Origin of the sequence: Herbiconiux gentiana (genome assembly GCF_024978135.1) — a bacterium.
In the GTDB taxonomy this organism is placed as follows: Bacteria; Actinomycetota; Actinomycetes; order Actinomycetales; family Microbacteriaceae; genus Herbiconiux; species Herbiconiux gentiana.
Genome location: NZ_JANTEZ010000002.1, coordinates 442,619 through 456,834, shown reverse-complemented (window position 1 = coordinate 456,834; position 14,216 = coordinate 442,619). Strand labels below are relative to the sequence as shown.

Genomic DNA, 14,216 nt, shown 5'->3' with positions numbered 1-14,216 from the left:
GCCGAGCCCGGCCGCCCAGCCGGGCCGCGGAGCCGCACCGAGCGGCCCCGAGCGCAGCCGGGCGCCCGACGCCTCAGAGCACGCGCAGCAGGAAGCCGCGCATCCGCTCGATCAGCGCGAGCCGCGACGACGCCCGCCGGTACTCGTGCCCCTCACCCGCCAGCTCGAGGTACTCCACGGGCCGCTCGAGCTCCCGCAGCGCGGCCACGATCCGGTGCGCCTCCCCGATCGGCACGTTCGTGTCGAGCTCGCCGTGCACCACGAGCAGCGGCACGTCGATCCGCTCGGCCTTCGCCAGCGGTGAGATCGACCGGAGGAACTTCTTGTCGTGGTCGGGATGCCCGTACTTCGTCACGGCGGCCGCGGCGATCCACGGCTCGGTCTCGGCGTAGAAGGTGAGCAGGTGCGACATACCGCACACGTCGACACCCGCGGCGAAGACCCCGGGGGTGAACGCCAGCGCGGCGAGCGTCAGGTACCCGCCGTAGGAGCGGCCCGTGACCGCGATCCGGCCGGCCGAGGCCGCCTGGATGCCGATCAGGTGCTGCGCCGCCGCCGTCACGTCGTCGAAGGCGCCCTGGCGCCTGTGCACGTCGTCGGCGTGCACGAACTCGCGCCCGAAGCCCGACGAGCCGCGCACGTTCGGCGCGAACACGATGATGCCCGCCGCCGCCATCACCTGATGCTGCGGGCTGAACGTCGGCCGCTCCTGCGACTCCGGGCCGCCGTGCAGGTGCAGCATGGCCGGGCCCTCGGCCCCGCTTCCCGGCGCCCGGTACAGCCAGCCCGTGATCTCCAGCCCGTCGAGCGAGCGGAACCGCTCGAGACTCGGCTGCACCAGCGGCACGGCGGGCAGCGCCGGCACGTCGGAGACCCTGGTCCAGGCCAGCGTCGCCGTGTCGAGGTGCCAGAGCTCCCGCGGCCGCAGCGGGCCCTCGACGGCGAGCAGCACGCTCGAACCGTCCCGGCTGAGCACCGGGCTCGTCGCCACGGCCCCGGGCAGCCCGGGCACCGGAACCGAGGTCTCGGTGTGCGTGTCGAACAGCTCCAGCTCGCTCCGGCCCGCGACGTTCCACACCAGCAGCAGCAGTCGCCCCTCGTCGTCGCCGTCGAGCCCCTCGAGCTCGGCGTCGTCGCGCGCGGCCAGCACCCGGGTGGGGCGGCTCCAGTCGTCGGGGTCGACCGGCGCGGCGACGAGCTGCAACCGGGGCAGCCCCACCTCGGTGGCGGCGTAGACCACGGCGGGTGCCGCCGCTCCGGGAGGCGAGGGGCGGATGAACGCCCGGTCGGTCGCGCCCCGGGCCGGGTGCGGCAGAACGGCATGGTCGGTGTCGGTCTCGCGGTCGACGACCACGCAGAACTCGTGGCCCCGCTGCCCGTCGCGCAGCACGAGCATCCGCTCGAACGTCGACAGGTCGAGCACATGGATGAGCTCGCCCACGGCCAGCAGGTCGAGCTCCCCGGTCGCGGGGTCGGCGAGCCAGGCGCGTGTCGGCTCGCCCACCTCGGTGGAGGGCACGGTGAGCACGACCCGGTGGCCGCTCCTCGTCCAGGGGCCCAGCTCGACGTGCCGCTCGGGCGACCCCGAGATGCGCCGGGCGTCGCTGCCGTCGGGGCGCACCACCCAGACCTGCGTGCGCACCCCTCCGTCGGTGGCGACCGCGCAGGCGAGCCACGCGCTGTCGGCCGACCAGCTGACCGAGATCACCGGGTCGTCGGTGAAGCGGATGCGCGTGGCCGGCCCCCGCGGGCCGTCGAGCACCACGTCCTGCACCCACACCTCGGGGGCCCCACCGCGATCGCTGATGAACGCCACCCGGGCGGCGTCGGGCGTCATGGAGGGCCCCCAGCTGCCCCACGCGCCCACGAGGGCCGCGGCGAGCCCGGAGGCGTCGCCCGAGCCACCCGGCCGGCCGTCGGCGGCAGTCGCGGCCGCCCTCATCGGACGCCGTGCTCCTGCAGCCACATCTCGAGCAGCGCGAGCTGCCACAGGGCGTTGGAGCCGAGGGTCGTGCGGACGGAGTTGGGATCGGCGAGCATCCGTTCGACACTAGCCGGATCGAACAGCCCGCGTTCCCGCGCCGCCGGGTCGAGCAGGGCTGCACGCACGCGCTCGAGGTAGGGCCCCTCGAGCTGACGGATGGCCGGAACCGGGAAGTAGCCCTTCGTGCGGTCGATCACGGCGTCGGGCACGAGTCCGCGGGCCGCCCGCTTGAGCACCCCCTTGCCGCCGTCGGAGAGCTTCAGCTCGGGCGGGATCTGCGCCACCAGCTCGACGAACTCGTGGTCGAGGAAGGGCACCCGGGCCTCCAGGCCCCAGGCCATGGTCATGTTGTCCACCCGCTTCACCGGGTCGTCGACCAGCATGACGGTGGTGTCGTTGCGGAGCGCCGCGTCGACGGAGGTCTCGGCCCCGGGCCGGCAGAACTGCTCGGCGAGGAACGCGGTCGCGCTGTCGGGCCGGGTCGCATCCCGCCAGGCCGGACCGAGCAGCAGCTGCAGCTCGGGCCACCGCCGGTCGAGGAAGACCCGCGAGTAGGCCTCGACGGCTTCGTCGCGCGGCACACCGGCGAGCGGCGGGTACCAGTCGTAGCCGCCGAGCACCTCGTCGGCGCCCTGGCCCGACTGCACGACCTTCACCGACGCCGAGACGTCCTCGGAGAGCAGGTAGAACGCGACGCAGTCATGGCTGACCATCGGCTCGCTCATCGCCGCGACCGTTCCGTCGATGCCCGGCAGCAGGCGCGAGGAGTCGATCGAGATGCGGTGGTGATCGGTGCCGAAGTGCCGGGCGACCAGCGTGGAGTACTCGAACTCGTCTCCCGACTCGCCACCCGCGGAGTCGAAGCCGATGCTGAAGGTGGCCAGGTCGCTCTGGCCGGCCTCGGCGAGCAGGGCGACCACGAGGCTGGAATCGATCCCGCCCGACAGCAGCACGCCGACCGGCACGTCGGCGACCATGCGCCGCTCCACCGCGGTGCGGAGACCGCCGATCAGCGCCTCCTGCCAGTCCTCGTCGCTCCAGCCGGCCTTGGCCGGGTCGCGCTCGAAGGCGGGCTCCCAGTAGCGATGCTCGGATGCGCGGCCGTCGGGCTCGATCATCCGCACCGTCGCCGGCGGCAGCTTGGTGACCCCGGCGAGGATGGTGCGGGGCGCGGGCACCACCGAGTGGAAGCTGAGGTACTGCTCGAGCGCGGTGCGGTCGATGGAGGTGTCCACGTCGCCCGACTCGAGCAGCGCCGGCAGCGTGGAGGCGAAGCGCAGCCGCCCGGGCCGCTCGTCGAGGTAGAGCGGTTTGATGCCGAGGCGGTCGCGGGCGAGCATCGCGCGGCCCGACGCGTGCTCGACGATCACGAAGGCGAACATGCCGAGCAGGTGGTCGACGCAATCCATGCCCCATTCGGCATACGCTTTGCCGATCACCTCGGTGTCGGAGGTGGAGAAGAAGCGGTGGCCCTTGCCCTCGAGCTCGGCGCGCAGCTGCCGGTGGTTGTAGATGCACCCGTTGAACACCACGGTCAGCCCGAGCGGGGCGTCGACCATGGGCTGGCCGCCGGCGGCCGAGAGGTCGATGATCGACAGCCGCCGGTGGCCGAGGGCGACCCGGCCGTTCGACCACAGTCCGCTGCCGTCGGGGCCGCGGTGCACCTGGCAGGCCGTCATGCGATCGACCACGCCGAGGTCGGCGCTCCGCCCGTCGAAGCGCAGCTCACCCGCGAGGCCGCACATCTCAGGCCCTCCCGGGTTCCGCCGTGATCCAGGTGTCCTTCGACCCGCCCCCGCGGGAGGAGTTGACGACCATGCTGCCCGCGGGAGCCACCCGGGTGAGTGCGAGGTCCGCGACCTCGAATCCGTGCTCGCCCTCCCCGGTGGCGTAGACGAAGACCCGCAGGTCGACGTGTCTCGGCTCGAGTGCCGCCACCGGCACCCCGGCGGCCTCCGCTCCGGGCGCCGCCGGGGCGGCGTCGGCGAAGGTCGGGTGCGACGACAGCGGCACGACCTCCTGCGCCACCCACACCTCGGGGTCGGCGGCGATCGCCGCCCGGCGCTCGGCCACCGCGGCGGCGCCGGAGGCCGGGCCGATCAGCACCCCCTCGCCGCCGTGACCGTCCACGGGCTTGGTGACGAGCTCGCCGACCCGTTCGAGCACGGTGCGGCGCTCCGACTCGTCGCTCGTGCGGTAGGTCGGCACCTGCTCGAGCAGCGGCCGCTCGTCGAGGTAGTAGGCGATCAGCGCGGGCACGTGGCAGTACATCGCCTTGTCGTCGGCGATGCCGTTGCCGGGGGCGTTGGCGAGGAAGACCCGCCCGGCGGCGGCCACCTCCAGGATGCGCGCCCCGATCGGTTCGCCGTCGACCACCGCGTCGGGCAGCTCGCCGTCGAGTCGCAGGTAGAGCGCATCCAGCTCGGTGTCGTCGGCCGCCACCACCACCAGGCCGTCGTGCACGGCGAGCTCGGACAGCTCGAGGAGGGTGAGGCCTGCGCTCTGGGCGAGCATCCGGTGCTCGAACCAGGCGCCGCTGCCCGGGCCGCTCGACACGAGCGCGGCGCGGGGTGCCCGGTCGGCGTCGGGGGCCAGGCCGCCGGCCACCCGCCCGCCGGCCAGCAGGGTGCGGCGCAACGAGCCGAAGACGCGCTCGGGGTCGAGCATCGCGGCCGGGCGGGGAGCGCCGTCGGCGACCTCGTCCATCAGGCGGCGGATGGCGACCGCGTAGGCGGCGCCGCTCGGGTTGCGCACGTTGTCCTCAAGCACACGCCAGCCGCCGAACTCGTTGCGCACGAGGTCGAAGCCGAAGACGGCCGACCGGGTGACGTCGGCCGGCAGGGCGCGGGCCGACGGCATCCAGCCCGGGCTGCTCTCGATCACCGCGCGGGGGATGACGCCGTCGTCGACGATGCGCTGCTCGCCGTAGACGTCGCGGAGGAACGCCTCGATCGCCCGGGCGCGCTGCGTCAGCCCGGCGGTGATCTGCGACCATTCGTGCGCGTTGATCACGCGGGGCACCAGGTCGACCTCGAAGGGGCGCTCCTCGCCGTCGACCGTGAAGGTGAGGCCGTGCTCGCTCGTCCAGGTGCGTGCCGCGGAACGGGCCGCCCCCACCCGCTCGGGGCTCAGGCCCTCGAAGTACGCGATCAGCTGCTCGTAGGCCGGGCGCGGGCGCGACCCGGGGCCCACCGCCTCGTCGCCCGCGCGGGTGCGATACGTGCGCAGGGCGGGCACGGCGGGCGGGATTCCTCCGGCCGGGCCGTGCGTCTCGTCGACCACGAGCTTGACGACCTCGTCGATGTCGCCCCGCTCGGCGAAGGCGGCCCGCTGCCGGTCGGCGGAGTTGCCGCGGGCGAGCAGCGTCTCGGCGAGGGCCGACACCTCCACGTAGTCGCCGAGCTCCTCGAGCTGGGGCCGCAGCCGCCGGATCAGGTGCCGCACGGCGTGGGCGGCGGCGGTGGGGCGCGGGTGCGGGCCGTCGTCGAGCAGGTCGCCGGTGAGCCCGCTGCGCGCGGCCTGCCACATCGCGGCGCGGTGGATCGGGGCCGGGACGGGGTGGTAGGGCCGGCCCGCCTCGATGTCGAGCTCGGCCGCGCGCACGGACGCGCGGAACAGCCCCGCGATGAGCACGGCGTCGTCGACGATCGGGCAGGCGTCGCACACCCGCAGCTCGAGCGTCGGCGCGTGCGAGGAGGGACGCACCTCGAAGTAGGCCATCTTCGAGTCGGCGATCACCCCGGTGGCGATCAGGTCGGAGAGCAGCTCGTCGTACTCGGCGGCCGAGCCCAGGTCGCCGGTGGCGCCGGCGCTCGGCCAGCGCTGCCAGATGATCGAGCGGATGCTCGAGTAGCCGGTGTCGAGGCCGTTCCAGTACGGGGAGCTCGCCGAGATGGCCAGCAGCACGGGCAGGTCGCGGGAGACCCGCTGCGCGATGTCGACGGCGAGGTCGCGGTCGCTGACACCGACGTGGATCTGGGTGCCGCAGATCAGCTGCTCGTCGACGAGCAACCGGTACTGCTCCTGCATGCGGCCGTAGCGCCCGGTCGTCGTGAGCTCGAAGTCGGCGAACTCCGACCGGGGTGCCGTTCCCACGCAGGCGATGCCGACCCCGTCGGGCGCCGCCGCCTCGATCACGCCCCGGCGCAGCCGGAGGATCTCCTGCCGCAGCCCGTCGAGGGTAGAAACCACGTCGGTGTTCGTCTCCACCGTGGTGCGCTGGATCTCCGCCGAGTAGTTCTCGGCCGGCAGCCGCGACAGGATCTGCGGCGCCCGTGCGGACAGCTTCCCGCTCTCGAGATCGATGAGATGGAGCTCTTCCTCTGCGCCAAGCGTCAACTCCGCTGCCATGGGCTCACCCTACGAGGGTCTCCGGCCCGCGGCCCGAATCGTCGACTGATCGAAACATGAGCCGGTTCGAGCGGTCATGATTGTAGTAGCGTTGAACATCGTGCAGTCCAGCTGAACAGATGGAGCAGATCAATGTCGATCGACAATCCCCGAATCGCCTTCGTCGGCACCGGAGCGAACGGCGCGGCGATCGCCGCCGACCTCACCCGCGCCGGCCACGACGTCACCTTCATCGAGCAGTGGCCGGCCCACGTGGCGGCGATGCGCGAGCACGGCATCACGGTGAGGATGCCCGACCGCACGGAGAACACGGCGGTCACGGCCTACGACCTGTTCGAGGTCGCCACCCTCCGTGAGCCCTTCGACCTCGTCTTCGTGGTGGTGAAGGCGTACGACACCCGGTGGGCCTGCGAGCTGATCAAACCGCTGGTGAAGCCCGACGGCCTCGTCGTGGGCCTGCAGAACGGCATGTCGGTCGACGACATCGCCGACGTGATGGGCCCGGAGCGAGCCGTCGGTGCGGTCATCGAGGTGGCCTCGAACATGTGGGAGCCCGGCGTCTGCAACCGCGAGACCCCGCCCGAGGAGGCCTGGTTCGCGATCGGGGGCATCCACCCCGCCGTGATCGGGCGGGAGCACGAGGTGGCCGAGGTGCTGAGGCACGCGGGCACCGTCGAGGTCTCCGACGACATCCGCTCCTCGAAGTGGGGCAAGCTGATCGTCAACGCCGCCGAGCTCGTGCCCTCGGCCATCCTCGACCTCGAGCTCGCCAAGGCGATCCAGGTGCCCGGCATGTACGAGTTCATGCTGCGCTGCGGCACCGAGGCGGCGCAGGCCGCCGTCGACTCGGGGGTCGCGCTCCGCCCCATCTTCGGAATGACCGACGCCGACCTCACGAACCCCGAGGTCTTTGCCGAGCAGCTCTTCGAGCAGGTGCTGCGGCGCTTCTCTTCGCCGACCACCCGCACCACGTCACTGCAGGACTGGATGAAGGGCCGCCGCAACGAGGTGCACGAGATCAACGGCCTCGTCGTCGACGTGCAGCGCGAGCGCGGCGGCAGCGCCCCCGCCAACGAACGCGTGGTGGAGCTCGCCCGCCGCATCGAGGCGGGCGAACTGGAGCGCTCGCCGGAGAACATCACCCTGCTGCTGGCCTGACGCCCCGGCGGGTGCGCCAGACTGGATCCATGAACCCGACCGAGAGCTTCCGGGCCGCCCGCGACACCCTGATCGAGCACCGCACCGACGCGGTCGCCGCCCGCTCCGCCTTCCGCTGGCCCGACGTGGGGCCGCACTTCAACTGGGCGGTCGACTGGTTCGACGAGATCGCGATCGGCAACGAGCGTCCGGCGCTGCACATCGTCGAGGAGGACGGCAGCGAGCTGGTCGTCAGCTTCGACCGGATGCGCGCCCGGTCCGACGAGGTCGCCGCCTGGCTGCACGGCGAGGGTGTCGAGCAGGGCGACCACGTCATGCTCATGCTGGGCAACCGCGTCGAGCTGTGGGAGTCGATGCTCGCCGTGATGAAGCTCGGGGCGGTCATCCTGCCCACCACGACCCTGCTCTCGCCGGCCGACCTCACCGACCGGATCGAGCGCGGCGACATCGCCCACGTCATCGCCGACGTGGCGGAGATCGGCAAGTTCGACGAGGTGCCGGGCGACTTCACCCCGATCGTCGTCGGCGCCGACCCCGAGGCCGTGCCGGAGGGCTGGATCGACTACGCCGAGTCGGTCGACGCTCCGGGCATCAGCCCGACCGTCGTGGTCGACTCGGGCGATCCGTGCCTGATCTACTTCACCTCGGGCACGACCTCGAAGCCGAAGATGGTGGTGCACAGCCACGAGTCCTACCCGGTCGGTCACCTCAGCACGCTCTACTGGCTCGGCGTGCAGCCGGGCGACACGCACCTGGCGATCAGCTCGCCGGGCTGGGGCAAGCATGCCTGGAGCTGCTTCTTCGCGCCGTGGAACGCCGAGGCGACCGTGTTCGTCTACAACTACTCCCGCTTCGACGCGCCCGCCCTGCGCGGTCAGCTCGACCGCGCCGGGGTGAACACCTTCTGCGCGCCTCCGACGGTGTGGCGGATGCTCATCCAGAGCGATCTCGGCCGGAAGCCCCGCGCGCTGACCGAGATCCTCTCGGCCGGCGAGCCGCTGAACCCCGGGGTGATCAGCGCCGTCGAGGAGGCCTGGGGCCTGACCATCCGCGACGGCTACGGCCAGACCGAGACCACCGCGATCATCGCGAACCCGCCGGGCGCTGCCGTGGTGCCCGGCGCGATGGGGCAGGCGCTGCCGGGTGTCGCGATCGCGATCGTCGACCCCGTCTCGGGCGAGCCCTCCCCGGCCGACGACGGCGTGCAGCTCGGCGAGATCTGCCTCGACCTCTCGGAGGAGCCCGCGAACCTGATGTCGGGCTACTACGGCGACGACGAGCGCACGGCCGCGGCGCGGGCCGACGGGTACTTCCGCACGGGCGACGTGGCCGAGCGCGCGAGCGACGGCACGATCACCTTCGTCGGTCGCACCGACGACATCTTCAAGTCCTCCGACTTCAAGATCTCGCCGTTCGAGGTCGAGAGCGCTCTGCTGCAGCACCCGGCCGTCGCCGAGTCGGCGGTCGTGCCGGCTCCGGATGCGATGCGGCACAGCCTCGTCAAGGCCTACGTGACCCTCGCCGCCGGCTGGGAGCCGAGCATCGAGACCGCCGACGCGATCTTCGCCCACTCCCGTGAGACGCTGTCGTCGTTCGAGCGGGTGCGGCGACTGGAGTTCGCCGAGCTGCCGAAGACGATCTCGGGCAAGATCCGCCGGGTCGAGCTGCGGCAGCGCGAAGAGGAGGCGTTCGCGCGCGGCGAGCAGCCCGCCGGCGAGTTCCGCGAACGGCGCACGTCCGACTGACCCGGGTCGGCGCTCAGGCGAACAGCTCGGGGTGCTTCTCGAGCTCGAGCCGGGTGCGCCGGATGTGGGTGACCAGCACCCGCTCGGCGTCATCCGGGTCACCGCGCCGCAGGCAGTCGACCAGCAGGTGGTGCTCGAGGTGGGTCACCCCGATGCCCGAGACGCCGACCAGGGTCGCGTACGCCCGCCGGTAGTGCTGCGTGGTGTTCCAGAGCCGGTGGATGATCTGCCAGAGCTCGCCCGAGGCGGCGCCCGCGTAGCTCAGCAGGTGGAACTCGCGGTCGTCGGCCATGAAGGCCTCGACGTCGGTGTTCGCCTCCATCCGGTCGGCCAGCTCGGCGAGCCGGTCGAGCTGCTCGGGTGTCAGGTGCTCGAGGCTCCGGCGCAGCAGCAGCGGCTCCAGCCGCTCGCGGATCGAGTACGACTCGACGCACTCCTCGAGGGTGAGCCGGGACACCCAGGCGCCGGAGTTGGCGACGAGGGTGACGAGGCCGTCGGCGGCGAGCATCCGGATCGCCTCTCGGGCGGGGATGCGGCTGGCACCGAAGCGCTCGGCCAGATCCTCCTGGCGCAGCCTCGTGCCGGGCGCGAGCACGCCGCCGAGGATGTCGTCGCGCAGGCTCTCGGCGATGCGGTGGCTTGCGACGTTGTCGCGGTAGGCGCTGGTGTCGGTCATCGCCTCGAATACTAACCGCGGGTCATTCGCCCGGCCGAGCCGGGTGCCACAGCCGCACCTCGGCCTCCTGCTCGTACTGCTTGCCGTGCGGGTAGCTGACCAGCTCGAACTGCATGCCCCAGGGGCTCAGGAAGTAGACCCAGCGCTGACCCTCCGAGGCGTTGCGGCTCGCAGTCGGTGCGCCGAGCATCCGGACGCCCGCCGCCTCGAGTGCCGCGACGGCCACGTCGAGGTCGTCGACGTAGAACGCGACGTGGTGACCGCCGAGGTCGCTGTTGCGCGGCTGCGGTCGCTGGTCGTCGGCGGGCTCGTACTCGAACACCTCGAAGTTCGGGCCGAAGCCGCAGCGGTAGAAGCGGATCTCCCGGACGACGCTCCGCGGGTCGACGTTCAGGTGCTCGCGCATCCAGTCGTCGTCACGGCGCATCGCGGGCAGCGTGTAGACGTGCGTGCAGCCGATCACGTCGACGAAGAAGCGGTGCGCCTCCTCGAGGTCGGGCACGGTGAAGCCGAGGTGCTCGGCACCTCGGAGTCCGGGTAGGGCCACGGTCGCCTCCTTGAGATGAATGTATCCACTGCTGACGATACTCACCCTCTCTTCGTCGCGATAGGCTTGCAATGGATCCATTGGCGATCTAGTCTGCTGAACGACCGGCTTCACCCCCGTGCAAAGGAGCACCTGCCATGCCACGCGAGAAACGCCTCCAGCCCGGCTCCCCCTGGGTCGAGCTGAGCACGACCGCCGCCGACTGGAAGGCCGCCGATCCGGCTCTGCTCGACACGATGCTCGGCCAGCTGCACCTCATCCGCGCCTTCGAGGAGGCGGTGCTGGAGCTCGCTGGCGCCGGCCTCGTGCACGGGCCCGCCCACTCCAGCATCGGCCAGGAGGGCGGCGCGGTCGGATCCATCGTCGCGCTGCGTTCGAGCGACGGCGTCAACGGCTCGCACCGCGGGCACCACCAGTTCCTCGCCAAGGCGCTGGCCCACGTCGCCCCCGAGGGGCTCGACCCCCGCGCGCTCGTGACGCCCGCCGTGCAGGACGTGCTGCAGAAGACGCTCGCCGAGATCCTCGGCCTCGCCCAGGGCTACTGCCGCGGGCGCGGCGGCTCGATGCACTTGCAGTGGCACGAGGCGGGCGCGCTCGGCACCAACGCGATCGTGGGCGGCGGGGTGCCGCTGGGGGCGGGGAACGCCTGGGCGCAGAGGCACGCCTGGGCCGAGAAGCAGGCGTCGGGCGGCGCTTCGGACGGGTCCAGCGGCTCCGACCTCACCGTCAGCTACTTCGGCGACGGCGCCGTGAACATCGGCTCGGTGCTCGAGTCGATGAACCTCGCCGCCGCATGGAAGCTGCCGTTCTGCTTCTTCATCGAGAACAACCTCTACGCGGTCTCCACCCACGTCTCCGAGGTCACCGCCGAGCCGCGGCTGTCGGCCCGTGCCCTCGGCTTCGACATCCCCGCCTGGCGGGTCGACGGCATGGACCCGCTGGCCGTGCACCTCGCGATGGAGCGGGCGAGCGAGCGGATGCGCGCGGGCGACGGCCCGGCCGTCATCGAGGCCGAGGTCTACCGCTACTTCCACCAGAACGGCCCCTACCCGGGCAGCGCCTTCGGCTACCGCAGCAAGGAGGAGGAGCAGTCCTGGCGCGACCGCGACCCGCTGCTCCGCATGGCGCGGGAGCTGACCGCCCTCGGCCGCATCGACGAGGACGGGCTCGCCGCCGTGCGCCGTCAGGCCCAGGACGCCGTGCGCCTCGCGGTCGACGCCCTGACCGAGCCGGATCCCGACGGCAAGCCGGGGGTGAAGCGCATCCGCCCCGAACTGTGGCCCGACCCGGGCTTCGTCGACGTGGGCATCCGCGGCGACCTCTCCGAGATCGCCGGCGCCGACACCCTCGAGCAGGCGGACTACACGGGTGGCACCACCAAGGGCAAGTTCGTCGACGCGGTCGCCGCCGTGATGGACCGCCGGATGGGCGAGGACGAGCGCATCGTCGTGCTCGGCGAGGACATCCACCGGCTGAAGGGCGGCACCAACGGCGCCACCAAGGGCCTCTCGGAGAAGTACCCCGGTCGCGTGCTCGGCACCCCGATCAGCGAGAACGCCTTCGCCGGCCTCGGCGGCGGCATCGCGCTCGACGGTCGCTTCCGGCCGGTCGTGGAGTTCATGTACCCCGACTTCATGTGGGTGGCCGCCGACCAGGTGTTCAACCAGATCGGCAAGGCCCGGCACATGTTCGGCGGCGACAACCCGGTGCCGCTCGTGCTGCGCACCAAGATCGCCATGGGCTCGGGCTACGGCTCGCAGCACCTGATGGATCCGGCCGGCATCTTCGCCACCAGCCCCGGCTGGCGCATCATGGCCGCCTCGACCCCGTTCGACTACGTGGGGCTGATGAACGCGGCGCTCGCCATCGACGACCCGGTGCTGATGATCGAGCACGTCGACCTCTACGCCGAGTCGGGCGAGATCCCGGATGATCTCGACCACCAGATCCCGTTCGGCACGGCCGCGGTGCGGCGCACCGGCTCCGACGTCACTGTGATCACGTACCTGTCGATGGTCGGCGAGAGCGCGAAGGCCATCGAGCAGACCGGCATCGACGCCGAGCTGATCGACCTGCGCTTCCTCGACCGCGCCTCCCTCGACTGGGACACCGTCGGGGCGTCCATCCGCAAGACCAACGCGGTGCTGATCGTCGAGCAGGGCGCCCAGGGCACCTCCTACGGGGCCTGGCTCGCCGACGAGATCCAGCGCCGCTACTTCGACTGGCTCGACCAGCCCGTGCAGCGGGTCACCGGTTCCGAGGCCTCGCCGAGCATCTCGAAGGTGCTCGAGCGGGCCGCGATCGCCAAGGCCGACGACGTGGTCGTCGGGCTCGAACGGGTGCGCGCCGCATTCGGGAAGGGGGCCTGAGATGGCGACGATCATCCGCATGCCCAGTGTTCTGGCGGGTTCGGAGGAGGCCGCGATCGCGAGCTGGCTCGTCACGCCCGGCCAGACCGTCGCCGTCGGCGACCCGCTCGCCGAGATCGAGACCGAGAAGGCCGTCGTGGAGTACAACTCCGAGGACGCCGGGGTCGTCGGCCGCGTGCTGCTCGAGCCCGGCGAGGCCGGCGAGATCGGGGCGCCGATCGCGGTGCTGATCGCCGAGGGTGAGACCGACGCCGACATCGACGCGGCGCTCGGCCAGGCACCGGCGGCCGCGGTCAGCGGGCCCGACTCGGCACCCGACGCGACCGAGCGCGACCCCGACGGCGGCACGCCGGTGGTGGAGGCGGCGTCGCTGGAGGCCGCCGCGGCTTCGGCCGCACCGGCGGCGGCGGCGCCCGGGGCGGCTGCGCCGGTGTCGGCGCCGGTCGAATCGGCCGACGACCACGCGCGGCTGTTCATGAGCCCCATCGCCCGCAAGCTGGCGAAGGAGCGCGGGCTGGATGCTGCGGCGATCACCGGAACCGGCCCCGGCGGGCGTATCGTGCGTCGCGACGTCGAGGTCGCCGAGGCCCCGACAGCCCCGGCTCCGGCCGAGGCCGCCCCGGCGGCGGCGGCCCCGACGGCGGAACGCGCATCCGTCGCCCCGGAGCCCGCGGCGGCTACGAGCGCGCCCGACGGCACCGAGCTCGTGCCGCACACCCCGATGCGCAAGGCCATCGCCCGGCGGCTCACCGAGAGCAAGTCGACCGTGCCGCACTTCTACCTCACGGCGGAGTGCCGGGTCGACGAGCTGCTGGCGCTGCGCGCACGGGTCAACGAGACCTCGAGCGTGCGCGTCTCGGTGAACGACTTCGTGCTGAAGGCGGTGGCGGCCGCGTTCCAGGCGGTGCCCGAGGCCAACGTCACCTGGAGCGACGAGGGGATGCGCGTGCACTCGTCCGTCGACATCGCGGTGGCCGTGGCGACCGACGGCGGTCTCGTCACCCCCGTGGTGCGCGGGGTCGACGCCCGCAGTCTCAGCTCGGTCAGCACCGCCGTCGCCGACCTGGCCGGCCGGGCCAAGGCGAAGAAGCTGAAGCAGAGCGAGCTCGAGGGCGGCAGCTTCTCGGTGTCGAACCTCGGCATGTACGGCACGCTGGAGTTCGCGGCGATCCTCAACCCGCCGCACTCGGGCATCCTCGCCGTGGGAGCCGCGAAGCCCCAGCCGGTCGTCGTCGACGGGGAGCTCGCGGTCGCGACCGTCATGCGCTGCACGCTCTCGGTCGACCACCGCGCGGTCGACGGGGCGCTCGCCGCCCGGTGGCTGGCGGCGTTCCAGCAGGCGGTCGAGAACCCGCTGTCGATCCTGGTGTGAGCGAGGGGCCGTCCT

The 14,216-nt window shown here is 72.4% G+C and carries 9 protein-coding genes; 4 read left to right on the top strand and 5 right to left on the bottom strand.

The window, feature by feature from the left end; genetic code table 11:
* Nucleotides 1–73: 73 nt before the first annotated feature.
* The 3 genes from NVV95_RS05850 to NVV95_RS05840 are packed head-to-tail and all read right to left on the bottom strand — an operon-like array spanning nt 74 to nt 6,334.
* Entirely contained in the window at nt 74–1,942 is a 1,869-nt protein-coding gene (locus NVV95_RS05850) for a S9 family peptidase (RefSeq protein ID WP_259485602.1), read from the bottom strand.
* Entirely contained in the window at nt 1,939–3,729 is a 1,791-nt protein-coding gene (locus tag NVV95_RS05845; protein WP_259485601.1) for an N-acetylglutaminylglutamine amidotransferase, read from the bottom strand. The genes NVV95_RS05850 and NVV95_RS05845 overlap by 4 nt, the downstream gene beginning before the upstream one ends.
* Nucleotide 3,730: 1 nt before the next feature.
* Complete coding sequence (locus NVV95_RS05840; protein WP_259485600.1) at nt 3,731–6,334, bottom strand: carboxylate--amine ligase/circularly permuted type 2 ATP-grasp protein; 2,604 nt, start codon at nt 6,332–6,334, stop codon at nt 3,731–3,733.
* 132 nt (nt 6,335–6,466) lie between these two features.
* Here NVV95_RS05840 and NVV95_RS05835 point away from each other — a divergent pair, with 132 nt between their 5' ends.
* Together NVV95_RS05835 and NVV95_RS05830 are read left to right on the top strand one after the other, a co-directional pair.
* Nucleotides 6,467–7,492, top strand: coding sequence for a ketopantoate reductase family protein (locus tag NVV95_RS05835; RefSeq protein ID WP_259485599.1), 1,026 nt, complete (start codon nt 6,467–6,469; stop codon nt 7,490–7,492).
* Between the two features lie 29 nt (nt 7,493–7,521).
* On the top strand, nt 7,522–9,237 hold the full coding sequence (locus tag NVV95_RS05830) for an AMP-binding protein (RefSeq protein WP_259485598.1): 1,716 nt from the start codon (nt 7,522–7,524) through the stop codon (nt 9,235–9,237).
* A 13-nt stretch (nt 9,238–9,250) separates the two neighbouring features.
* On the opposite strand, the gene NVV95_RS05825 is transcribed toward NVV95_RS05830, so the two are convergent.
* Nucleotides 9,251–9,913 (bottom strand): GntR family transcriptional regulator, encoded by a 663-nt coding sequence (locus tag NVV95_RS05825; RefSeq protein WP_259485597.1) that lies wholly within the window; start codon nt 9,911–9,913, stop codon nt 9,251–9,253.
* Between the two features lie 22 nt (nt 9,914–9,935).
* Nucleotides 9,936–10,460 (bottom strand): VOC family protein, encoded by a 525-nt coding sequence (locus NVV95_RS05820; protein WP_259485596.1) that lies wholly within the window; start codon nt 10,458–10,460, stop codon nt 9,936–9,938.
* A 137-nt stretch (nt 10,461–10,597) separates the two neighbouring features.
* Between NVV95_RS05820 and NVV95_RS05815 the strand changes: the two genes are divergently transcribed.
* Entirely contained in the window at nt 10,598–12,829 is a 2,232-nt protein-coding gene (locus NVV95_RS05815; RefSeq protein WP_259485595.1) for an alpha-ketoacid dehydrogenase subunit alpha/beta, read from the top strand.
* A gap of 19 nt (nt 12,830–12,848) precedes the next feature.
* A complete protein-coding gene (locus NVV95_RS05810) occupies nt 12,849–14,201 on the top strand; it encodes a dihydrolipoamide acetyltransferase family protein (protein ID WP_259485594.1) in 1,353 nt (450 codons plus the stop codon).
* Nucleotides 14,202–14,216: the final 15 nt, after the last annotated feature.

Bases quoted from the DNA above. Each gene is read 5' to 3' on its own strand.
- NVV95_RS05815 (WP_259485595.1), top strand. From the start codon at position 10,598: ATGCCACGCGAGAAACGCCTCCAGCCCGGCTCCCCCTGGGTCGAGCTG.
- NVV95_RS05810 (WP_259485594.1), top strand. From the start codon at position 12,849: ATGCCCAGTGTTCTGGCGGGTTCGGAGGAGGCCGCGATCGCGAGCTGG.
- NVV95_RS05835 (WP_259485599.1), top strand. From the start codon at position 6,467: ATGTCGATCGACAATCCCCGAATCGCCTTCGTCGGCACCGGAGCGAAC.
- NVV95_RS05840 (WP_259485600.1), bottom strand. From the start codon at position 6,334: ATGGCAGCGGAGTTGACGCTTGGCGCAGAGGAAGAGCTCCATCTCATC.
- NVV95_RS05830 (WP_259485598.1), top strand. From the start codon at position 7,522: ATGAACCCGACCGAGAGCTTCCGGGCCGCCCGCGACACCCTGATCGAG.
- NVV95_RS05845 (WP_259485601.1), bottom strand. From the start codon at position 3,729: ATGTGCGGCCTCGCGGGTGAGCTGCGCTTCGACGGGCGGAGCGCCGAC.
- NVV95_RS05850 (WP_259485602.1), bottom strand. From the start codon at position 1,942: ATGAGGGCGGCCGCGACTGCCGCCGACGGCCGGCCGGGTGGCTCGGGC.
- NVV95_RS05825 (WP_259485597.1), bottom strand. From the start codon at position 9,913: ATGACCGACACCAGCGCCTACCGCGACAACGTCGCAAGCCACCGCATC.